The organism is Streptomyces sp. NPDC005423, assembly GCF_040606415.1.
Taxonomy (GTDB): Bacteria; Actinomycetota; Actinomycetes; order Streptomycetales; family Streptomycetaceae; genus Streptomyces.
Genome location: NZ_JBEXET010000058.1, coordinates 1 through 20,458 on the forward strand (window position 1 = coordinate 1; position 20,458 = coordinate 20,458).

The 20,458-nt window shown below is 68.1% G+C and carries 21 protein-coding genes; 16 read left to right on the top strand and 5 right to left on the bottom strand.

Going from position 1 to position 20,458, the window contains the following annotated elements:
* Positions 1 to 10 precede the first annotated feature (10 nt).
* Both ABZT12_RS35300 and ABZT12_RS35305 read right to left on the bottom strand, forming a co-directional pair.
* Positions 11 to 562, bottom strand: a complete 552-nt coding sequence (locus ABZT12_RS35300; RefSeq protein ID WP_356392624.1) for a hypothetical protein — start codon at positions 560 to 562, stop codon at positions 11 to 13.
* Entirely contained in the window at positions 559 to 756 is a 198-nt protein-coding gene (locus ABZT12_RS35305; RefSeq protein WP_356392626.1) for a helix-turn-helix domain-containing protein, read from the bottom strand. The genes ABZT12_RS35300 and ABZT12_RS35305 overlap by 4 nt, the downstream gene beginning before the upstream one ends.
* A gap of 1,151 nt (positions 757 to 1,907) precedes the next feature.
* Here ABZT12_RS35305 and cutA point away from each other — a divergent pair.
* Positions 1,908 to 2,231: a divalent-cation tolerance protein CutA gene (gene cutA, locus ABZT12_RS35310; protein WP_356392629.1), complete on the top strand. Its 324-nt coding sequence runs from the start codon at positions 1,908 to 1,910 to the stop codon at positions 2,229 to 2,231.
* Positions 2,232 to 2,632: 401 nt separating this feature from the next.
* Here cutA and ABZT12_RS35315 read toward each other — a convergent pair whose 3' ends face one another.
* From ABZT12_RS35315 to ABZT12_RS35325, 3 genes are all read right to left on the bottom strand, one after another.
* Positions 2,633 to 3,541: a helix-turn-helix transcriptional regulator gene (locus tag ABZT12_RS35315; RefSeq protein ID WP_356392632.1), complete on the bottom strand. Its 909-nt coding sequence runs from the start codon at positions 3,539 to 3,541 to the stop codon at positions 2,633 to 2,635.
* A 432-nt stretch (positions 3,542 to 3,973) separates the two neighbouring features.
* The gene (locus ABZT12_RS35320) at positions 3,974 to 4,459 is read right to left on the bottom strand and encodes a TrmO family methyltransferase (protein WP_356392735.1); all 486 of its coding nucleotides are present in this window, start codon (positions 4,457 to 4,459) and stop codon (positions 3,974 to 3,976) included.
* A gap of 75 nt (positions 4,460 to 4,534) precedes the next feature.
* Positions 4,535 to 5,917, bottom strand: coding sequence for a Tat pathway signal protein (locus ABZT12_RS35325; protein ID WP_356392635.1), 1,383 nt, complete (start codon positions 5,915 to 5,917; stop codon positions 4,535 to 4,537).
* Positions 5,918 to 6,192: 275 nt separating this feature from the next.
* Between ABZT12_RS35325 and ABZT12_RS35330 the strand changes: the two genes are divergently transcribed.
* The 15 genes from ABZT12_RS35330 to ABZT12_RS35400 all read left to right on the top strand — a co-directional run bounded on the left by ABZT12_RS35330 (position 6,193) and on the right by ABZT12_RS35400 (position 20,332).
* Positions 6,193 to 6,681 (top strand): ATP-binding protein, encoded by a 489-nt coding sequence (locus tag ABZT12_RS35330; protein WP_356392638.1) that lies wholly within the window; start codon positions 6,193 to 6,195, stop codon positions 6,679 to 6,681.
* Positions 6,682 to 6,720: 39 nt separating this feature from the next.
* On the top strand, positions 6,721 to 7,440 hold the full coding sequence (locus ABZT12_RS35335; protein ID WP_356392641.1) for an HAD family hydrolase: 720 nt from the start codon (positions 6,721 to 6,723) through the stop codon (positions 7,438 to 7,440).
* Positions 7,441 to 7,532: 92 nt separating this feature from the next.
* Positions 7,533 to 9,278, top strand: coding sequence for a hypothetical protein (locus ABZT12_RS35340; protein ID WP_356392643.1), 1,746 nt, complete (start codon positions 7,533 to 7,535; stop codon positions 9,276 to 9,278).
* Positions 9,275 to 10,231: a thymidylate synthase gene (locus tag ABZT12_RS35345; protein WP_356392646.1), complete on the top strand. Its 957-nt coding sequence runs from the start codon at positions 9,275 to 9,277 to the stop codon at positions 10,229 to 10,231. Before ABZT12_RS35340 ends, ABZT12_RS35345 begins: the two co-directional genes overlap by 4 nt.
* A gap of 8 nt (positions 10,232 to 10,239) precedes the next feature.
* Positions 10,240 to 11,958, top strand: a complete 1,719-nt coding sequence (locus ABZT12_RS35350; RefSeq protein ID WP_356392649.1) for a carbamoyltransferase C-terminal domain-containing protein — start codon at positions 10,240 to 10,242, stop codon at positions 11,956 to 11,958.
* Positions 11,955 to 13,004: a hypothetical protein gene (locus ABZT12_RS35355; protein WP_356392653.1), complete on the top strand. Its 1,050-nt coding sequence runs from the start codon at positions 11,955 to 11,957 to the stop codon at positions 13,002 to 13,004. The genes ABZT12_RS35350 and ABZT12_RS35355 overlap by 4 nt, the downstream gene beginning before the upstream one ends.
* Positions 13,005 to 13,100: 96 nt before the next feature.
* Positions 13,101 to 13,613, top strand: a complete 513-nt coding sequence (locus ABZT12_RS35360; protein WP_356392656.1) for a topology modulation protein — start codon at positions 13,101 to 13,103, stop codon at positions 13,611 to 13,613.
* Between the two features lie 31 nt (positions 13,614 to 13,644).
* The gene (locus ABZT12_RS35365) at positions 13,645 to 14,490 is read left to right on the top strand and encodes a class I SAM-dependent methyltransferase (RefSeq protein WP_356392658.1); all 846 of its coding nucleotides are present in this window, start codon (positions 13,645 to 13,647) and stop codon (positions 14,488 to 14,490) included.
* Positions 14,487 to 15,245, top strand: a complete 759-nt coding sequence (locus tag ABZT12_RS35370) for a phosphotransferase (RefSeq protein WP_356392661.1) — start codon at positions 14,487 to 14,489, stop codon at positions 15,243 to 15,245. The genes ABZT12_RS35365 and ABZT12_RS35370 overlap by 4 nt, the downstream gene beginning before the upstream one ends.
* Before the next feature lie 2 nt (positions 15,246 to 15,247).
* A complete protein-coding gene (locus ABZT12_RS35375) occupies positions 15,248 to 15,904 on the top strand; it encodes a histidine phosphatase family protein (protein ID WP_356392664.1) in 657 nt (218 codons plus the stop codon).
* Positions 15,901 to 16,737, top strand: a complete 837-nt coding sequence (locus tag ABZT12_RS35380) for a phosphotransferase (protein ID WP_356392667.1) — start codon at positions 15,901 to 15,903, stop codon at positions 16,735 to 16,737. The genes ABZT12_RS35375 and ABZT12_RS35380 overlap by 4 nt, the downstream gene beginning before the upstream one ends.
* Before the next feature lie 32 nt (positions 16,738 to 16,769).
* Entirely contained in the window at positions 16,770 to 17,771 is a 1,002-nt protein-coding gene (locus ABZT12_RS35385; RefSeq protein WP_356392669.1) for an NAD-dependent epimerase/dehydratase family protein, read from the top strand.
* A gap of 26 nt (positions 17,772 to 17,797) precedes the next feature.
* Positions 17,798 to 18,919: an adenosylhomocysteinase gene (locus ABZT12_RS35390; protein ID WP_356392672.1), complete on the top strand. Its 1,122-nt coding sequence runs from the start codon at positions 17,798 to 17,800 to the stop codon at positions 18,917 to 18,919.
* A gap of 5 nt (positions 18,920 to 18,924) precedes the next feature.
* Complete coding sequence (locus tag ABZT12_RS35395; protein ID WP_356392675.1) at positions 18,925 to 19,491, top strand: NUDIX domain-containing protein; 567 nt, start codon at positions 18,925 to 18,927, stop codon at positions 19,489 to 19,491.
* Positions 19,469 to 20,332, top strand: a complete 864-nt coding sequence (locus ABZT12_RS35400; RefSeq protein ID WP_356392678.1) for a 3-deoxy-manno-octulosonate cytidylyltransferase — start codon at positions 19,469 to 19,471, stop codon at positions 20,330 to 20,332. The genes ABZT12_RS35395 and ABZT12_RS35400 overlap by 23 nt, the downstream gene beginning before the upstream one ends.
* Positions 20,333 to 20,458 lie beyond the last annotated feature (126 nt).

The following is a 20,458-nucleotide window of genomic DNA, read 5'->3' on the forward strand; positions in this document are numbered from 1 at the left end:
GATCTCTGGTTTACCGTCTCCTCCCTCCACTTTGTCTCGGGGCTCCTCCAAAAGCGGTCCCACGCGGCCGGTTTTGCCGCTGGACCCAGTCGAGGATGACGCGAACCTCGTCGGGTATCCGCTCTTCCGGGTTGGTCCGGCGCTTGGAGTTGAAGGCCCACTCGCGCAGCGCCGTACGCACCCTGACCGGGTCGAACTGCTTCGGAGGCGTCCGGAGCAAGGCGACGGTCGCGGAGGTCATCGCCTTTGCCACGTTCTTCCGCTGGTTCGCAGAGAAATGCGGCCAGGACTTGTCGACGAACTCGACCGCGAAGTCATACCAGTTGCTATCCGCCGCCTTGCTGGAGTACGAGATCGGCATACCGGTCTCGGCGCTGAAAGGCTCGCCACGCTTGACTGCGGTCAACAGCTCGGAGCGTCGGGCATCCGCGAGTGCCTTGGTCGGGTATGTCTTGCTGTGCTTCTTCGTGCCAACCTTCCAGACTACCTTGTAGGTGTATCCGTTCGCTCGCGTCCGGCGCTCGATGTTGTAGATTCGTACGTCAAACGTGCCATCAATCAAGAGGCATCCTCACAATCACTAAGCCAGTTTTCGAAATCGCTGCGCCGTATCCGGAGACTGCCGTTGGGAAGTCGGATACAACGCGGCCCTCGCCCCTTCTGCCGCCAGTCATAGAAGGTGGATCGAGATATCCCCAGCTCCTCACACACGTCATCGACTGTCAGCTTTGCCCCGGGCCGCACCGCTACCGCCACGCCGTCACCTCGCAGACCCCGAGTGCAGGGCTCAGCGACATCTCGGAGTGGAAAAAGGCAGGGGGTATCCCGGATCGACGCATGGCAGGGTTTCCTTGCTGGGAAGCGAGAAGCGACAGGAGCGCGGCAGCATCACCTCGCGCGGTCGGCGCAAGGACTGCCGCCCGCCGGCGGCACGCGCTGCCTACGGCAAAGGCGCCGTAGCAAAGCTGCCCCGCGCCTCCTCTTGCCAACGCGAAGCTGCCTGCGTCCGCCCCGACTCCACCGCCAAGCGCAGCCGAAAAGCGAACACCTCAATAGTCGCGACGATCGCCGGTTTGGCTAACCGGCGATCGTCGGCTATGTTGCGCGCCCCGTCACGTACCCGACGTCTGCTTGGGCTCACCATCGGGAGGGGGGAAGAAGGTACGACCGCAAGGCTCCAGGCTCGCTGTCCGCGGCGACCACTAGAAGACCGTCGCCCGCGCAAGCCGGTCGAGATTCACCGTGCCGCGGCGCTCGGCAATTCCGAGGGCCTGTGCCACGTACGCAAGGACGACACGATTGCCCCGGTACCCTCGGTGCAATAGGTCTTCGCCGAAAAGGCCAGCCGCACAGACGCGGACACAGAGTCCGGTGGAGACCGCAAGGTAGTTGCCTGCCGCCTGATCGAACCAAGCATTCAGCCCTCCGAGGGCAAAGAGCACGGGTGGAGTGAAGCGGGCAGATCGGATAGCGGAATCAGACAGGAAGACCTCCGAACTAGCAGCCACACGAGAGGACCGATCCTCGCGACGCGTAATTCCGAGCAGTTTCGGAATCCGGATCGCACTCGAACGGAGGCACCGGCTGGCCTGGTGTTTTGCGGGACGTTGTACGTTGACATAGCCCTGACGCAACTATCCAGTTTTTCGGCGCGCATCCTTGTCTGCCGTGGGCGAATCCCTAGCTCACGATGAGGAGATGTAGATAGTTACGACCCTTTGGCGCGGGTATGCCGCCCCATCTCGCATTCGACCTTGAGGCACCGGGACAACACGACACATCCTCGTCCCACCCATGAGGCTCGATCAGGGCCGTACCCATTCTGGTTGCGGCAGAGCCTGGCAGCTGCACGCCCACGGAACGCCGCTGGATAGGGTCGGGTTACCCCCGGCTTGAGAGGCAGTGACATGACCGACATCGTGATCGCGCAGACGACCAGCGACGACGAGGAGGTGGCGAAGGCGCTGGCCCGGGGCGCGGTTGAGAGCAAGTTGGCAGCCGGCGTTCACATCGATGCGCCGGTCGCCGCGTACTACTGGTGGGAGGGCAAGATCGCGGCAGCGCAGGAGTGGCGGATCTCGTACATGACCACAACAGACCGCCTCCCAGCACTGGAAGCCTGGCTGCATGAGAAGCACCCGTACGACGTCCCCCAGTGGATCACGCTGCCCGTGACCGGAGGGTCGGAGACGTACCTCTCCTGGGTTGCTCAGGAAACAGCTCCGGGCTGAGTAGCGCCGAGCCCGCCGTACGGTGGCTTTCGCTGCCCAAGATCGTCCGCGTCGCCCATAGAGAGGCGCTTATGCTGCGAACTGTGCAAGGTGAAGGGCTAGTTCTTGTTCGCTGGCTGGGAGGGACGCGGCGATGGCTGACGCGCGCTCCTTCCCCATCGTGTTGGGTTTAGCCTGAGCCGCTACGGCGAATTGACGTGACACGTAGACGCCTTGGTCGACGTCGCCGCCGCGCAGAAGAGCTGAAGCAAGATCACCGAGAACCACGACGCCTCCGTCCGGAAGCTCCCTTCCGAGGCGGTCGAGTGCAGTGTCAGCTGTGGACGCGAGTTCGGGGCGCCCCAGCTGGCCTATACGGAGAGCACCAACGAGTCCATACGGTGCGGGGTCACAAACCGGACCTACGCCTGCTCGCTCGTGTGATCCGCGAAGTCATAGACGAACCGCGCCCGCTCCAACGCCCTGAGCGCCTCCGTCTCATCGCCGACCGCCGCAGCTTCTTCGGCATGCCTGCCGAGGACCCAGGCGGCAGCCGTTGCGTTGCCATGGCCTCGCACGTCCCTTGCAGCCGGGGAGAGGAGTTCAGCCTTCGCACTCGGAGTCGAAATGCCGTAGCTGGTGTAGGTCAAGGCCAGAGCTCGGAGTGGAGGGTGTCCAGCGGTCGACGCGCACTGCGACGTGACCTTGTAGTAGGCGTCGGCTTTGCCATGCTCCCCCAGGTCCCAGGCCACCCATCCGGCCAGGGCGGCGGTCTCCCCGGCCGCGATGGTGAGCGCGCGTTCGTACTCGCCGGCATGAGGTAAGGCCGCCGTGATCGCGTCAAGATGCGACTCAACCGTGTTCTGCAGCCGCCGGGCGCTGAGGCTGAGTTCCTGAACGTGCAGATCAGCGGCCCGATCGATGAGCGCGATGGCAGCGACCCTATCGATCTTGGCCCCCTTGCGGAGAGCGAATGCGAGGCGTCCCCAGGGCTCGGCAGCTGTGCTCACGCCGATCGCGGCGCCCCCCAGCAACGTGCGGCGCTTCACGACGTCCTGGCCCTCCCCCGCCTTGGCATGCCCTTTTCTCTTCCGAGTGCGGGCTGCCCTGGCCTCCCGCTGCAGCTCCTCGAAAGGGACACCGCAGGCCACCGCAATATGGCCAATCGTGTGGCTGGTGGGAATAGTTTCAAAGTTCTCATAACGGCTGATCTCTCGGCGGGTCACTGTGTCGCGGCCGGAGACAACGTTGATCGCCTCTGCCTGCTCCTCCTGCGTCCTGCCCGCATCCTGCCGAAGCCGGAGGAGCAAGTCAGCGAACGGATCTGGCATGAGTCTGACCTCTGTCGGTGGGCGGAATCCAATCATGGCCTCAATTCCCCCTCCCGTTTCCCCCCTTGACAAGTTTTTCCCCCTCCCGCTTCCCCTGGTCCGAGGCTGAGGCACACGGTGCGATGAACCCATGACGATGTTCCGCAGGGTGGCACCGATCCCGCTCGCGAGGGGGACCAACCTGGCGGGCAGCACTTGGCCCAGGAGTGGGCGACCCTGCAGCGCAGCCAAGCCGTCAGGCCATGACTGGCCCTTTACACACCGTCGTATGGCGGGGCGCTGGCGCTACCAAGCGTGGGAGCCGCTGATCGATTCCGGACACCCCAAGGAGGCGTGGTGATGACCTGTTCCGTACACGCCTGCTCGCAAGGCACGCTCAATGGGCGCCGCCTCGCACGATTGATCAAATCGGGTCCCAGTGGTACTGCTGCCTCAGCGTTCGGCAGCGTCTCGCCAGTAGTCGGCCAGCATCTCGCTCGGCCAAGAGGGCTGAGTAACGGGGCCGTGAGGAAGCATCTCCTCGAACACCGCCACCAGATCCACCACCGCTGTTCCCTCATCTGCGTCGAGATCGGTCACGTGCAGATCGCGCCCGTCAACACGGAGAAGCCGAGGAAAGGAGGTTGCCAGCCGGGCGGGCCGGCGGTGGTTGTGGTGTACGAAGGTCCCCGTTGCCGGCCAGGCCGGATTGTCACGGGGGCTGCGAGCGTGGAGTGCAACGTCGTCGGGGGACCCGAAGTTGAAGAACCAGGTGACCTGGAGATGGGAGAAGTCTTCGATCCCCTGCAGCGTCTCCACAGGGTAGGTCGGGTGCAACCGAATGATCGATTCCACGCCGCCCTTGAAATCATCGAGCCGCCCGGTGTGGCCTCCAACCACGGTGGCGATCACAGGCACTTCGATGGACGCTGCGGACACGGCTTTCCCCTTCTCGGTTTCGAGCAGAGCGGGAGGCACGGCTGCACCGTGCTCATCCTCGCCACCACGGTGCCGTCAGGCTACTCGTTCGAGTACCGCCTTGGCTCGCTCGTCGATCTCTGCTGCTGCGTGGATTCCGCGGTTCCGGAAGGGAGACAGCACACGGCGCATGTTCACGACGGCTTCACGGGCTCTTCCCGATTGGACGCCTTCCATTGCGTCCAGGGCTTGGGCCCACGTGTGGCAGGCTGCCTCGACGTTGCCCTGCTTGGCCTGGACGGTGCCCATGTAGCCCAGTGTTACGGCGTGGGTCCGGCTGAACTCGGCCTTCCTTGTCAGCACGCTGTTATTGAACTCGCGGAGCGCTCCTTCGAGGTCGCCGAGGGTCCACAGGGTGCGTGCCGTCTCGTGAGCCAGCGACGCCTGTTGGAAGAACCAGACCCGGTGGGGATCTTCGTCACCGGGCCGAGCGGCAGCGAGGTCGTCCTCGGCACGGAGAAGGGCTGCAATCGCCTCGCGTTTCTGTCCGTCAGTCGCGAGACTGCGTGCCTGTACGACGCCGAGCAGCGCGCGCTCTCGGGGTGTGGCCAGGGTGTATCGCTTTCGGTCCACGGAAGCCGCCGAGAGTCTCACTCCTGCCCTGGGGTGGCCCAAGTCGGTTGCCTGATGGGCCATGGCGCGCAGAATGTGACCCGCCAGCGGGGCTTCGTCGGCTTCGGCAGCAAGCTTCAGGGCAAGGGTGAAGTAGTGGCGCGCTGCCTCGTGTTGAGAGGCGTCGAAGCTCATCCACGCGGCCACATACACGGCTTCGGAGGCGGCAGCGAGAAGGTCTCGGCGTGTCTCTTCGCTCGTGAAGACCCCACCCACGTATCCGGCGACGTCATCGAGGATGTACTGCCGCAGAGCTGTACGGCCGTCCATCCCGCCATGTCGTTGGTCTCGCTTCGAGAAGAACTCGGTCATCTCGCGGACGGCGATGACCTCGCTAGCGCCGATCCGACGGCTGGTCGCCGCCGGACGGGACCTGGCTCGCTGGGGGGCGTCGTCCCACCACTGCTGCCCTGGCAGCACCAGACCACCTACCGAGTAGGCAGCCCCAGCCAGCAGTTGGCGGCGTTCCAAGTCCACGTCGCTCCTCCCCAGATCCACCAGCGCGGTCAGCGTATCGACGCGCCATTCGGATGCCGGGGCGGCCTCGGGAGTCGATCCCGAGAGTCCAATCTCCGCCAGCGTGACCGGGCGTTGCAGCCTCCGGGACAACGTCTCACACAAGATACGGGGCGCCCTGCCGGTGGGGCGGGTTCCGGAGATCCACATCGCGATGTGCGAACGGCTCGTGCTGAACAGTTCGTCCGCGCCAACCTCCGCCGCAACCCTGACTACCGCTGCGGCCACCTTGGGCTGCGACCAGCCGGTCTCCGCAATCACAGCGGCCAGTTGTTCGTTCCTGCGTGCCATCCTGCGTCCCCGTTCACAAGAGAACAATCTTTGACGGGTTTGACGGCATCAAGGACCGGCCGGGGATACCAACTCGCCGTCATTCACGGTTCGCTCAAGGCCAACGAAACCACCATCTGCCTTTGCCCGGGAGGAAATCCGGTGAAGACCAGCCACACGTCTGGTGCCGACGCCAGGACCCATCCCAGCGCCTCGACAACCGCTACCGCCGCCTCAGAGGCGAAAGAGGGCTGGGAGCCACCGTCCGCCGAGGGACGCGCCGTCAGGAGCCGGGCATGAATCAATCTCAGGCCCAAGACGACTGGGTCGACTCCCCCGAGCACCAGAAGAGTCTGACCCTGGCCGCTGACGACCATGCTCCTCGGATGGCCCGTTCCTTCACACGGGACGCGCTCAGCGCCTGGGGGATGGACGACCTCCTGGACGATGCCGTGCTCATCGTCAGCGAACTCACCACCAACGCCGAGCGCTATGGCCGGTCCAGCGAGGCTCCCGCGAGAGACCGGACCACGGGACAGGGTGAGCGCGACGAGGAGATCACGCTGACGCTCATGGTCCAGGCGGATGTGGTGACGATCGAGGTAGAGGACAACTCGCCTCACGTCCCGGTGGAGCAGGCTGCCGACGAGGACTCGATCAGCGGGCGCGGCCTCCACCTCGTGTCGGCGACGGCCGACAGCTGGACCACGTGTCCCACCGAGGACGGGACCGGCAAGCGGGTGCTCGCCTTCATCAGGCGCCCCGAGCCGGCTCCCGCTTCCTGAATCCTCGTCATCCCCTTGATCTCATTGGAGCCCTCCGTCATGCCCCCTCAGCTACCTTCCCTGACTTCGTCCCCCGCGACGGGGAGCAGCGCCGACGTCGACTCCGAGGGACCGCGCAGCCTTCTCCTGGACTTGGACGGGGTCCTCGTCGACACACTTCCCGTGATGGAGAGCGCGTGGCACGCGGTGCAGGAGGCCCATGGTCTCGATGTGCCGTTCACCGCGTACCAGGAGCATCTCGGCCGCCCCTTCGACGCCATCATGGAACGTCTCGGCCTGGCCAACGCCGAGGCGATTCACCGGACATACACCGAAGCGTCAACGGCCGTGGCCCACCTGGCCCGAGCGTTCGATGGCATCACAGACGTGCTGCTCGCCGTCGCTGCCGCCGGCTGGTCGCTCGGGGTCGTCACGTCCAAGCCGCTGGTCCGGGCAACGCCTCTTCTCGCGGAGCTGGGCTGCCCGTTCGCCGTGGTTCGCGGGCCCGACGGGCCGGGGCGCGGCAAGCCGGCACCGGACCCGATCCTGCTCGCCTTGATCGAGCTCGGCAGCGATCCGGCCAAGGCGACATACGTCGGCGACATGGCGGTCGACCAGGAGGCCGCACACCGAGCCGGCGTCCCCTATATCCACGCGGGTTGGGGATATGGCCGTCCGATCGGTCCGTCCACCGCGGTCGCCGAATCGCCCAGGGAACTGTTACACCTCCTCGGCGTCACCGCCGCTCCGGCCCCGTTCATCGAAGGGGGCCTGGTGTGAAGGCAGTTGGGCACAGCGCACTCGGCCTCGTGCAGACCGGTGCCGCGGGCCAGTCGTTGTGGGCTTTGGTAGGAGAGGGCTCTCTCGCCCACATGCGGGCGGAGCAGATCACCACTCGGGACCTGCAGGCTCTGCCACTGAATTCGGGCGAGGTAGACGAACACGTCGACCGGATCATGGGTGCCCTTGAGACACACGGCGCGCACCTCGTGGCGACACCGGGCGGTGCGAACTGGCTCCACGTGCAGCATGTGCCAGCCCGGCGCCTGGTGGCGCAGCTGGTACGCAAGCTCTCGGCGCTCAGTGCCTGGGAACCGTTCGCGAAGGCCCCGGGCTCGATGGCACTCGCGCCGTACGAGGGGCTCGTCGGGGTGCGGTCGAGCAGCTCGCGGGAGTACCGGTCCTACACCGTCAGCTGGTCCGGTGTGGCCTTCGTACTAGGCGCGGCAGCCCCGCACAACCCACTGCGGTCCGCGCCCTTGCGAACCCTTCCCGCTCCCGAGGTGGCCGCTGCTGTCCCGGCTGTTTGCGGGAACTTGAGCAGTGACGTGGTGGCGCTGTCATGGTCGTCGCGTCACGCGGCCACTCTGCTCCCCGTGCTCGACGTGCTCGCGCGTGACGGGCGAAGGAGCCTTCTGATCGACCTCGCCACCGATGCGGCGGAGCGGAGTCCGGCTCCAGATTCCGAGAACGTGAGACTGTGCTCGCCGCCGGATGGACTCTTCGGGCTGAGCGGTGCCGTGGAAGGGCTGCCGTCGACGGACGGTGCCGTCGTGCGGGTGAAGGAGCACAAGGTCCTGCTGGACCGGCTGCTCCTGCTCTTGTCGGTGCTGCTGGAGACGAGCGGGGGTTGCACCCAGCCGTCGTGGCGCTCCGTTGTGGAAGCGGAAGCCTGGCTGGACGACGTCCTTACCGCTGCCCGGCCGCACACTCTGCTGGTCAGCAACGACACCAGCCCGCTGGGAGCGCTCGCCGTGCACGCGGCTGAGCGCCGCGGCATCAGCACGGTGCACGTTCAGCACGGTGCGTGGACGGCCGAGTCGGTCGCGTGGCCTGCCCTGCACAGCCGTCACATCGTCGTCATGGGAGAACGCGACGTCGCCCTCGCGAACACCTGGGCGCGGCATCCTGTCGCCGAGGTCCACGTCCTGGGCCAGCCTCGCTTCGACGGCCTGTCTCATCTCGACCCCGAGACCCAACGGCGTTATCTGGAACGGCTGATGACCGCCACCACAGGGAGGGAGCCCGAGCGGATCGCGGTCTGGGCCTGTCAGCCCTTCGGTCCTGACCGACTCCGTGCCCAGGCCGACATGCTCATGGACGGACTCCGTGGAGGCGACGGCGACTGGGGACTCGTCATCGCCCCCCACCCCGCGCAGAGCGCCGACGCGTTCTCCTCCCTGACCCGGCAGAACGGCGGACCGCTCGTGGCCGTGGCCGACCCACAGGTCGGGGCCCGGGGGTGCTTTGCCGGTGCCGATGCTCTGGCCAGTGCGTACTCGACCTGCGGTATCGAGGCGGCCCTCCTGAACGTGCCAGTCCTCGAAATCGGCGCGGTCGGCGAGCGCACCCTCGGGCTGGCCGACCACGGCCTCGCCTCGCGCTGCACCAGTGCCGGGGAGGTCGCCGACGTTCTCTCCGCGCTGGCCCGGCCCGGCCAGCCCGTCGCCCTGACGGTGCCGGATGCGGTGTGCCGGTGGCGCGGCAGCAGCGCTGCCGACATCGCGTACCTCATCCTCGGCCGCGCCGACACCGCCGCGCGGCCTGCCCCCGTCCACCACGATGCCCCCGGCGCTGATCGCACGCAGGCGCGGGGCGAAGGAGTCCGTGCCCGATGACCCAGTTGACCGGCGACAGCGTCGCCGAACTCTTCGCCGGGGCCGTCACCCTGGCCAAGAGCGGCGTGAAGGTCGCGCCGCGCGGCATGGCGACCCGCGAGGTCCTCGACGTCCACATGCTGCTGACCCAGCCCCGGGCCCGTCTGCTGTCCGCGCCGCCGTCAAGGATCCTCAATCCGGCGTTCGCGGTGGCCGAGACCGTCTGGCACCTCTCCGGCTCCGATGCCGACTGGATCTTTGACTACAACGCCCGGTTGAGGCAGTACGCCGATGACGGCGTACTGCGGGGCGCGTACGGGCCACGGATGCGGAACTGGGCAGGGAAGGTCGACCAGTTGCGCCAGATCGTCGAAATCCTCACAGCGGATCCCGACTCCCGCCGGGCTCTGATCCAGCTGTACGACCCTGCCCTGGACGCCGCCGGGCACAAGGACGTGCCCTGCACGCTCGGCTTCGGCTTCCACCTTCGCGCCGGCCGCCTCCATATGACGACCACCATGCGCGGCCAGGACGTGTGGATCGGCATGCCGTACGACCTGTTCTTCTACACCGTCCTCCACGAGCTGGTCGCCGGGTGGCTCGGCGCCGAGCTCGGCGACTTCCACCACCACGTGGGTTCCCTGCACATCTACGAAGACCATCTCGACCAGGCCGACCAGCTCACCTCGCTCACCGCGAGCGAGATCATGCCCGACCTCCGCACCCCCTGGTCGGGCTTCGACGAACTGCTCCGGCACGTCCAGGCCCTGGACCTGACCGGGCATCCGGGCTGGGACGCCATGACCGCCACGATGCGCAGCTACCAGCTGTGGAAGAACGACCTGCGCGACGCGGCGCGGCGCCAAGCGGAACAGGTCGACGGCCCTCTCGGCCCGGCGCTGACGTCCTGGTACGGCGAGCTGAACCGCCGCGCCGCATCCTCGTCCGCCCGCACCACGGCAGGGGCCAGGTGACAACCGCCATGGACCACACCCCTGCCGTCGTCCTCGGCCTGTGCTCCTACACCCATGACTCGTCCGCCGCCCTGCTGGTCGAGGGGGAGCTGGGCGGATTCGTCGAGGAAGAGCGTTTGTCCGAGGACAAACACACCAAGGCGTTCCCGCAGCGTGCGGTCGACTGGCTGCTGAAGGAAGCCGGACTCACCCCCGGCGACGTGGACGCCGTCGCCTACAACTTCCATCCCGCCCACTACCTGGTCGAGTCCCCGGCCGCGCTGCGCCTGGCTCTGTCGGCGACGACCCGCGAGCGGGCGCTGCCCAGGGCCCACGGGTTCGCCAAGGTCGGGCTGCGTACCCAGCGGCGCGTCGGCGCCCTGGGCCGGCTGTTTCCCTCCGCCCGCGTGGTGCCGGTCCTCCACCATCGGGCCCACCAGCTGGCGGCCTTCTCCTGGTCGGGGTGGACGGAGTCCGCGGTGCTGGTCGTGGACAGCCTCGGAGAACGGCAGACCACCACCATCGCCCACGGCCACAACGCGCTGCGCCCGCGCACCCGCACCCTGGAATCGCTCTACGACCCGGCCTCGCTGGGCTACGTGTACGGCGCGGTCACCGAGCATCTGGGATGGCGTCGCGGTGATGAGGAAGGCACCGTGATGGCGCTCGCCGCGCTCGGCGACCCGAAACGGTTCCGGCACCTGTTCGCGCGGGCCGTGCGCACCACGCAGAGTGGTTTCTACGTCGACCCCTCGTATTTCCCCCCGCGCACGCTGTCCTCCGGCTACCCGCGGATCTCGCGTCGCTTCCTCGCCGAGACGTGTCCTGCGCGCCATGCGGCCGAGCCGGTCCTGGACGTCCATCAGGACCTGGCCGCGGCCCTCCAGGAGCGCACCGAGCAGGTCATGCTGCACCTGGCCCGCCGAGCGAGGTTGATCACCGGCTCGCGCCGGCTGTGCGCGGGTGGCGGGGTTGCCACGAACTGTGTGAGCATCGGCCGGATCATCGAGGCCGGCATCTTCGACGACGTCTTCGTGCCGCCTGCCCCCGGTGACGCCGGCACGGCGGTCGGTGCCGCGGTCGCCGTGCACATCGACAGCGGCAACCAGCGCCCCTTGTCGGGCATCGCGCGAAGCTGCTACCTCGGCCCGTCCTTTGAGAACCAGCCCCTCGACCTCACCGCCTGGCCCGGGCTGCAGCAGAAGACGCTAGGGATCGAGACCGCCGAGTTCCTCGCCGACCAGCTCGCCCACGGCATGATCGTCGGCTTGTTCCAAGGCCGGGTGGAAGCCGGCCCCCGCGCCCTGGGTAACCGCTCCATCCTCGCCTCGCCCCTGGAGCCGGGAGTGGTGGAACGGCTGAACGCGACCGTGAAGTACCGGGAGCCGTTTCGGCCCTTCGCCCCGATGGTGCTGGCCGCGCGCGCCAAGGAGTTCTTCACCCTCGGTCAGGAGGCCCCCTACATGTCGATGGCCTCCGGCGTCACGGACACCGCGCGCGAGCGGGTTCCGGCCATCGTCCACGCCAACAACACCTCCCGTCTGCAGACCGTCACCGCCGCGCAGAACCCGTTCATGCACGCGGTGCTGACCGCCTTCGCCCGCCGCACCGGGGTCCCGGTGCTGATCAACACCTCGCTCAACATCAAGGGCAAGCCGATCTGCGGGACACCGGCCATGGCCCTGGACTGCCTGACCGGCTCCGGCCTGGACGCCCTGCTGCTGGAAAGCCGGTGGATCACCAAATGAGGATCGGGTACAGCTTCTGGGGCTTCCTCGGCAACGGAATCACCGACACACCCGACGGGGGCCGCAGCCACCGTCGCCCCTTCATCGACGCCCTCCGCGCCCGCGGGCACGAGATCGTCTTCCTCCAGGCCAACCGCGACCTGCTCGAAGCAGGCGACGACCTCGGCGGTGCCTACGTTTTCGACAACGGCATCCCGGAAATCGACGTCCTGCTCCTGGAGTGGCGCTGGCTGATCAGCGGACGCAACACCAGCGTATGCGGCACCGAGGGGCACACCTGCGACCTGCACCGCCAGGGCGAACTCCTCATGCACTACGCCGTACGGCGCGGCATGCCGACCGTGATCTGGGACAAGGACCGGACACTGCGGATCGACAGCATATGGCGCCGCGCTCCGCGGACCGCCGTGTGCGAAGCCGCCCTCGCCCCCTCGCCCGGGGCCCACCGCCTGCTCTTCCCCGTCGACGACCAGCTCCTGGCCCAGGCGGATCCGCACGCGCTCGCCACGGCACCCCGCGACCTCGACCTCGGCTACGTGGGCAACCAGTACGACCGCGACCACCATTTCGACCACTACTTCGCCCCGGCCGCCGCCCATCGCTCACACCAGGTCGGCGGCAAGTGGACCCGGACCGAGCGCTGGCCGCACGTCCACTTCCTCGGCCGGATCCCCTTCCCACAAGCCCACGAGCTGTACAGCAGGTCCCTGGCCACCGTCCTCATGCTGCCCGAGCGGTACGCCGTCGTCGGGCAGATGACCCAGCGGATCTTCGAAGCGGTACTGGCCGGATGCCTGCCCCTGGCCCCGGCCGACATCCTCCGCGCCGAGCAGTTCGTGCCCGCCGACCTGATCGTGTCCTCCAGCCAGGAGGTGATCGAGCGCCTCGCCTTCCTCCGGCGGATCGCCGGCAGCCAGCAGCACACGGATCTGATCGCGGCCTGTCTTAACCACCTGGACCTGTTCCGCCTGAGCAGGCAGGTCGACGCCCTGGAGACCGTGCTGAACACGATCGTCGCCCCCTCGACCGAGCGAGGAGCGGCATGATGCGACAGACCACCCGGGCCGCCGTGCCCGGGTCATCCGAACGCGTTCCGGCGGCCCGTCCGCTCGGGCGCCCGAGCGACTCTAGGCTGGAGCACCATGGAGAAGGTCGCCATCGTCGGCTGCGGGGGCAGCGGCAAGTCCTACCTGGCCCGCACACTGGGGAAGATCATCGACGCCCCGGTGACGCACCTGGACGCCGCGTTCTACGACGACGAGTGGACCGCGCTGCCTACGGAGAAGTTCACCGAGCTGCAGCGGGAGCTGGTCGCGCAGCCGCGATGGGTGATCGACGGCAACTACAACTCGACGCTCCAGACGCGGCTCGAAGCCTGCGACACCGTGGTCCTGATGGACGTGTCCACGATTTCCGCGCTGTACGGGATCTTCTCCCGGCAGCTCCGGCACGGGGCCGGGCACAAGGGCAACGGGGTGCACAACCGTATCCACTGGGGTGTGATCCGGTACGTGGCGACGTACCGCCGCAAGATGCGCCCCCGCGTCATGGCCAAGATCGACCAGTTCGCCTCCGGTCGGGCCGACGTGGTGTTGCTGGCCAACCGGCGCCAGACGCGCCGCTGGCTGCAACAGGTGGCTGCCGAACGCAGCTGAGCCCTCCGCGCCCGCGAGGGGAGGGCGCGGCATGACCGAGGCCAACCCCTTCCTCGATCCCGTGCGGCAGGCGGAGCTCTACGGGGAACCCTCACGCCTGGCCGGACGGTCCAACGCCCTGATGCGGGCCAAGACCTCTGGCCGTCCCGTACCGGACACGATCGTCCAGCTGGTACGCGCCCACCACGGACGTGCCGACCGTCTCGGTGTGGTCCTCGACGTCGGCTGCGGTCGCGGGACGAGCAGCAAGACCCTCGCCGAACTCCTGAGCCCGCGCCGGGTCGTCGGCCTCGACGCCTCCGCGGCCCTGATCGGGCAGGCCCGCGCACGCACTCGGCGTCTGCCCGGCGTGCAGGTGAGCTTCCTCCAGGGAGACTTCCACGATCTGCCCCTGCCCACCGCCTCGTGTGATCTGGCAGTCGCCGCGTTCTGCCTCTACCACTCCACCCGCCCGCAGGCCGTGGTCGGGGAGATCAACCGTGTACTGGGCCCCGGCGGACTGGCCGTGCTGGTCACCAAGTCCCTCGACAGCTACCGGGAGTTGGACCACTTGGTCGCCGCATCCGGCCTCGACCCGAGGGCCGAGCACCACGAGAGCCTGTACATCTCCGCGCACAGCGGCAACCTCGCCGACCTCGCCGCCACCGCGCTCGACGTCGTGAACACCGAGGACGAGGAGCACCTGTTCACCTTCGACGGTCACGACCACGTCGCGGAGTACGTGGCCACCAACCCGAAATACGAACTGGCCCCCGGCCTGTACGGCAACCCGCAAGCGGTGGCCGCCGTCCTGCACGAGTTCCTGCCGGACCGGCCGGTCACCACCCACTCCACCATCACCTACATCGTGGCCAGAGCGGGGGGAGGAGCGGCGTGACAAGCGGGCATTTCACCAAGCACTACACCGACTCCTCCCGGGTCGCCGCCGCCGTTCGCCACCACTGGTGGCTCACCGAGCACGCACACCCCCTGCATCTGCCGATGCTTCAGGTGATCCGGTCGAACAGCGTGACTTATCAGTGGGTCAAGGGGCGCCCGGCCCGACCAGAGGACCTGCCCCGCCTGGCACAACTTCTGGGCGACGCCGACGGCACCGCCTGGGCCAGCGACCTCCAGACAGCCGACCTGCACGTACCGCATCGCTTCGACGACGGAACCGAGTTCGCCGACTACCTCAGCCCGCGCACCGCCGCACTGCGAGTACGGCTGGAGCAGGGATACCTGCCCAACAAGGCCGCCCTGCACGCGATGCTGTCGCTGCTGGAGAAGACCGCAGAGGGACCGGCCGTCTTCTACAAGGACAGCAACCCCCGCAACGTCCTGATCGCCGAGACGGGCGTGTTGTTCACCATCGACACCGACGACCTCACCCTGGCCCCGGCGGCGTACGACCTGGCGAAGCTGGTCCTGACGCTGCAGCTGACGTACGGGCCTCTGCGGCCCACAGTCATCGACGCCGCCCTGGTCCTTTACAACGAGGCCGCCGCACGCCACGACGTCACGCTCGGTGTCACGGACCGTGAGCGTCTCGACGACTTTCTCGCCCTGCACGCCGTCCTGACCGCGCCGTACCTGGGGCGCAACGGCTACCTCTACGGCTGGCCCGCCGACTGCCCCCGACCCCGAGGCTGATCATGATCACTACCGAACTTGTCTTCGTCCGTCACGGCGAGGCCCAGTGCAATGTCGACGGTCTGGTCGGCGGGCCGCGGACCTGCACCGGACTGACCAACCGCGGATACGACCAGGTCGAGCGGGCCACCTCCCGGCTCGCCGCCGAGCACCAGGAGCAGCCGTTCGACGCGCTCTACTGCGGACCACGCCTGCGCCTGATCCAGACCGGAGAGATCTTCAGCCAGGCCCTTCGCCTCCCCCTGACCATGGACGAGCGGCTCGACGGGCCTGTCCACGGCGATGCCGACGGCAAGCCCTGGCCGGAGGTGAAAACCGCCGCGGACGGCGGACCGCACGCCCACCCCGACACCCCCTGGGCGCTGGGATCCGACACCTGGAACGGGTACCTCGCCCGCGCCGGCGACTTCCTGTCGCAGCTGATAGACGAACACGAGGGCGACCGCGTCCTGTTCGCCACGCACGGCGAGACCGTGATCGCCGCCCACACTCTGCTCCTGGGCATCCCCCTCGGCGCTCCGGCGGGCTTCAGCGTCACCCACGGCTCCCTCACCTGCTGGCAGCACCACCGCAACCGGCTGGACCAGACCCGTTGGATCCTGGACCGGCACAACGACACCTCGCACCAGCTTCTCCCGGCGACGGAGGCGGCTTCGTGATCACGGCCTCCGTCGATCCGCGCCTCGAACTGGCCCGTCACACGCTCGGCGCCGTCCGCGTCCTGCCCGATCCCGGCCTTCCGCCCAGGCTGCTCCAACTGATAGATGGCCGGGGGCGACGGTACTTCGCCAAACAGCACACCGCCCGCACCCGGTACGCCCAGGAGGTCAAGGCGTACGGCACCTGGGCACGCCACCTGGCCGGGCATGCACCGGAGTTGGTCGGCTGGCACGACAGTACGCACACGCTGCTGGTGACCGCGCTGGACGGCACACGGGCGGACGCCGTGGCCCCGGGCTCGCCCGACGAGGAACGCGCGCATCATGAGGCCGGCCGTATCCTGCGGCTGCTGCACCAGGTCACCCTCATCCCGCGCTCCGGAGCTGTCGGCCCCGAACTGGCGCACCGCCTCGCCCACTGGATCGGCCGTGCCGAGCAGGCCGGCCTCATCACCGCCGACGAGCGCGGACTGCTGTCCGCGCATCAAGAGGTTCTGGCGAACACGCTCATGGACAGCGCTGTGTGCCACCTCGACTACCAGCCCCGGAACTGGATACTGGGCGAATCGTTCGGCCTGTACGACCTGGAGCACATGCGGCGCGACGCGCGGATCAGGGACTTCGCCCGTCTGGAGTTCCGCCGCTGGCAGGCAATACCCCCGCTACGGAACGCCTTCTACGCCGGATACGGCAGGCATCCCACCGACACCGAGCAGCGTCTCCTCGAATCCTTCGGAGCCATCGAGGCGATCACCGCCCTGGTCCGCGGACACGAGCAAGACGATCTCGCCCTCCTGGCCCACGGCCGCACCGTGCTGGCCCGGCTGCACTGACCCGTCAACACCACCGCTTCTGGAGACACCCCGTGACACAGCAGCTGAGCTCGCAGCACACCCCCGTGCCCCGCCGCGCCGTCGTGACCGGCTCGGCCGGCTTCATCGGCTCCCACCTCGCGCACGCCCTCGTCCAGGCCGGGACCACCGTCATCGGGGTCGACCGCCGCGACCCTGTTATGGACCCCATTGCCGCGGCCAACCTCGGCCCTCTGCTGTCGCTCCCGGGCTATGTGCACATCACCGCCGACCTGGTCGGCTGCGCCATCGACCCCCTCCTGATCGACGCGGACGCCGTCTTCCACCTCGCCGGCATCCCCGGAGTGCGCCCCTCCTGGGGACCGAAGTTCACCGACTACGTCGCCTCCAACATCCTTGCCACCAAACGGCTGTTGGACGCCGCCGCCCGCCTCCGCGTCCCCCGCCTGGTCGTCGCCTCCTCCTCCAGCGTCTACGGCACCACGGACGGCGGCCACAGCATCGAGACCGACCACCCGCACCCCGCATCGCCGTACGCCGTCACCAAGCTCGCCGAGGAACAGCTCTGCCTCGCCCACGCCGCGCAGCCCCACAGCACCATCAGCGTCGTCGCCCTGCGCTACTTCACCGTCTACGGCCCCCGCCAGCGCACCGACATGTTCACCCACCGCGCCCTGCTGACCGCGCTGACCGGACAGCCGCTGCGCCTGTACGGGGACGGCCACCAGCGCCGGGACTTCACCTACATCAACGACGCAGTCGCCGCGACCATCGCTGCGGCCACCACACCCGACGTCCACGGAGTGATCAACGTGGGAGGCGGCTCCAACGCCTCCCTCCTCGAAGTCGTCGGCATCGCGAACAGCCTGACCGGCCGCGACATCGACCTGCGCCACGAAAGCCCACGCCACGGCGACGTCCTCATCACCCGCGCCCACCCCGGCCGCGCCCACGAGGTCCTGGGCTGGAAGCCCCAGGTCGACCTTCCCACCGGCATGCGCGCCCACATGGAGTTCCTCGCCTCCGAACCCGCCGTGTACGGCCGAGCCGCCTAACCGGCGGAAGTCTGAAGGGAGTTGCTGTGGAGAGTCCTGAGCGAGCGCGGCTCGACGCCTTCTTCCGGCACGTCACCGAGCAGTTCCCCGCCGCCGGTCCGGTCACCTCGCTCATCGTCACGCACCTGCTCTCCGAGCGGCCGGCGTTCCTGCGCGCGATGGCCGCCGCCTCGACGATCGCCGCCGTGCTGCCCAAGCCCAAGTCCATCGACCAGCCCACGCTCGAAGCGGTCCAGGGCCTCTACCCCGTCCACGACCTCAGCCGGGAGCTGTTCGCCGACTCGACGCGTGCACTGGACTACATCGAGGAGGCCGCAGCCGGGCAGGACCTCGTCCTGGCGGACATCGGCGGCTACTTCGCCCCCGCTCTCAGCACGCTCGTCGAGAAGTTCTCCGGCCGCATCCTGGGCGTGGTGGAGGACACGGAGAACGGGCACCAGCGGTACGCGGCGCTCGACCAACTGGAGTGCCCCGTCATCTCGGTGGCCCGCTCACCGCTCAAGGACTGCGAGGACCACCTCGTGGGCAGGTCCATCGTCTTCTCCACCGACGCTCTGGTCCGTGCCCGCGGCGACATCCTGACCAGCCGCAACGCCTGCGTCCTGGGCTTCGGCAAGGTCGGCCGCTCCATCGCGCAGACCCTGCGCGGGCACGACCTGCGGGTCACCGTCTACGACAAGGACCCCATACGGCGCGTGCAGGCGCATTCGCACGGTTTCCGGACGACCGCGACCACCGCCGAGGCGGTCCGGGACGCCGAACTCGTCCTGTGCGCCACCGGGAACCTCGCCCTGCGCCAGCGCGACTTCGAGGCGCTGCGCAACGGCGCCTACCTCGCGTCGGTGACCTCGTCGGAGGACGAGCTGGAACTCGCGTCCCTCCACGAGCTTTACCAGCGCGTCCCGGCGGGAGAGCAGCTGACGCGCTACGAGGTCACCGGTCACTACTTCTACGTGCTCGCCGACGGCGGCGCCGTCAACTTTGTCCACGGAGCGGCTGTCGGCAGCTACATCCACCTTGTCCAGGCGGAGATCCTTGCCGCCACCGCCGCTCTCAGCCACGGCCGCTTCCAGCCCGGCCTGCACACGATGCCCACCACCGACCGCCAGGCCATCGCCGGCATCTGGCTCGACCACTTCGACAGGTGAACTCCATGCCGCCGTCCCCCGACCACATCCGGGCCACCGCCCAGGCGTACCTCAGCCGCCACCCCGGTGAACAGTCGCTTCTCGACTCGCTGTTCACCGCTCTGGACGACATGCAGGATCCCACGCACCGCAGGAACTTCCCTGCTCACGTCACCTGTAGTGCCATCGTCCTCGACGCCACCGACCGCGTGCTCCACATTCATCACAACGCGACCGGCAAGTACCTCGCACCCGGCGGACACGTCGAGAAAGACGACCAGGACCTCGTCCACGCCGCCCTCCGCGAACTCCGCGAGGAGGCCGGGATCCCCCATGACGCGGTCACCCCGCTCCCCGGGTTCGAGGCGGTTCCGCTGGACATCGACGTGCACGGCATCGACGCCAACCCCGCCAAAGGCGAACCGGCACACCAGCACGTCGACTTCCGCTTCGTCTTCCGGCTCACCGCGCCACACGCGGTGACGCTCCAGACCGAGGAAGTCAGCGGCTACGACTGGCGGTCGTTCCAGGAGACCGCCGCCCCGACCGTACGCGCCAAGTTGGCGCTCCTTGCGCGCCCTGCGCGTTCCTGACACGCCGACCATCCGGGGGTTTGCCATGTCTGACGCTTCACCAGCACAATCGCGCACCGTACGCCGCCACGTAGCGGTCATCCCCTGCCGGTGGGGGGCCTCGCGCTTCCCTGGCAAGCCGCTGGCCCTGCTCGGAGACAAGCCTCTGCTGTGGCATGTGTATCAGCGATGCCTGGAGGCCACGCGTCTCGACGGTGTGCTGGTCGCGACGGACGACGAACGCATTGAGGCTGCCTGCCACCGTCTGGGGATCGAGTGCATGCGCACCCGAGAGCACCTCACCGGCACCGACCGTGTCGCTGAGTGCGCCCAGCGCGTGCCTGCTGACGGCTATATCAACGTCCAGGGCGATGAGCCGTTCATCGCGCCGGCCGCGATCGACGCTGTCTCCGACGCTCTGCACCGTCTGGCGGCCGGCACCCTCGCGGTGAACGCCTACACGGAACTGGGCGATGCCGGCGCCGTCCTGGACCACAACGTCGTGAAGGTCGTGCTGACAACAGGGGGAGATGCCCTGATGTTCTCGCGCCAACCGATCCCCTATCCGCGAGCGGCCCGCCCGACGTATCTGCGGCAGCTGGGGCTGTACGGTTTCACCGGTGAGGCTCTCCGGCAGTTCCGGCAGCTCTCACAGGGGCCGCTGGAGCAAACCGAGGGCGTGGAGATGCTCCGCTTCATCGAGCACGGGCTCGGCGTTCGGATGCTTCGGGTCGCAGACGCGGGCATAGCCGTTGACACGCCGGAGGATCTCGTACGGGCTCTCACCATCCTGCGCAGCCGTGCGCACGACCCTGCTCCGGTCCCCAAGCTCGCCTCCCACCAGGTCACCGTGCAGCAGTAGGCGCATCCCGGTATTGATCACAGCCTGAATTGTCGAGCGACCACGGGACCGCCAGCCCTGCCGGGTTGACTCCACCCGGAGGAGAGCGAGAACCGTCCGGTCACCGGATGCCCCGCTCTCCGCGAT

Coding starts and splice junctions, on each gene's coding strand:
- cutA (WP_356392629.1), top strand. CDS start 1,908: ATGACCGACATCGTGATCGCGCAGACGACCAGCGACGACGAGGAGGTG.
- ABZT12_RS35315 (WP_356392632.1), bottom strand. CDS start 3,541: ATGCCAGATCCGTTCGCTGACTTGCTCCTCCGGCTTCGGCAGGATGCG.
- ABZT12_RS35325 (WP_356392635.1), bottom strand. CDS start 5,917: ATGGCACGCAGGAACGAACAACTGGCCGCTGTGATTGCGGAGACCGGC.
- ABZT12_RS35330 (WP_356392638.1), top strand. CDS start 6,193: ATGAATCAATCTCAGGCCCAAGACGACTGGGTCGACTCCCCCGAGCAC.
- ABZT12_RS35335 (WP_356392641.1), top strand. CDS start 6,721: ATGCCCCCTCAGCTACCTTCCCTGACTTCGTCCCCCGCGACGGGGAGC.
- ABZT12_RS35340 (WP_356392643.1), top strand. CDS start 7,533: ATGCGGGCGGAGCAGATCACCACTCGGGACCTGCAGGCTCTGCCACTG.
- ABZT12_RS35345 (WP_356392646.1), top strand. CDS start 9,275: ATGACCCAGTTGACCGGCGACAGCGTCGCCGAACTCTTCGCCGGGGCC.
- ABZT12_RS35350 (WP_356392649.1), top strand. CDS start 10,240: ATGGACCACACCCCTGCCGTCGTCCTCGGCCTGTGCTCCTACACCCAT.
- ABZT12_RS35355 (WP_356392653.1), top strand. CDS start 11,955: ATGAGGATCGGGTACAGCTTCTGGGGCTTCCTCGGCAACGGAATCACC.
- ABZT12_RS35360 (WP_356392656.1), top strand. CDS start 13,101: ATGGAGAAGGTCGCCATCGTCGGCTGCGGGGGCAGCGGCAAGTCCTAC.
- ABZT12_RS35365 (WP_356392658.1), top strand. CDS start 13,645: ATGACCGAGGCCAACCCCTTCCTCGATCCCGTGCGGCAGGCGGAGCTC.
- ABZT12_RS35375 (WP_356392664.1), top strand. CDS start 15,248: ATGATCACTACCGAACTTGTCTTCGTCCGTCACGGCGAGGCCCAGTGC.
- ABZT12_RS35395 (WP_356392675.1), top strand. CDS start 18,925: ATGCCGCCGTCCCCCGACCACATCCGGGCCACCGCCCAGGCGTACCTC.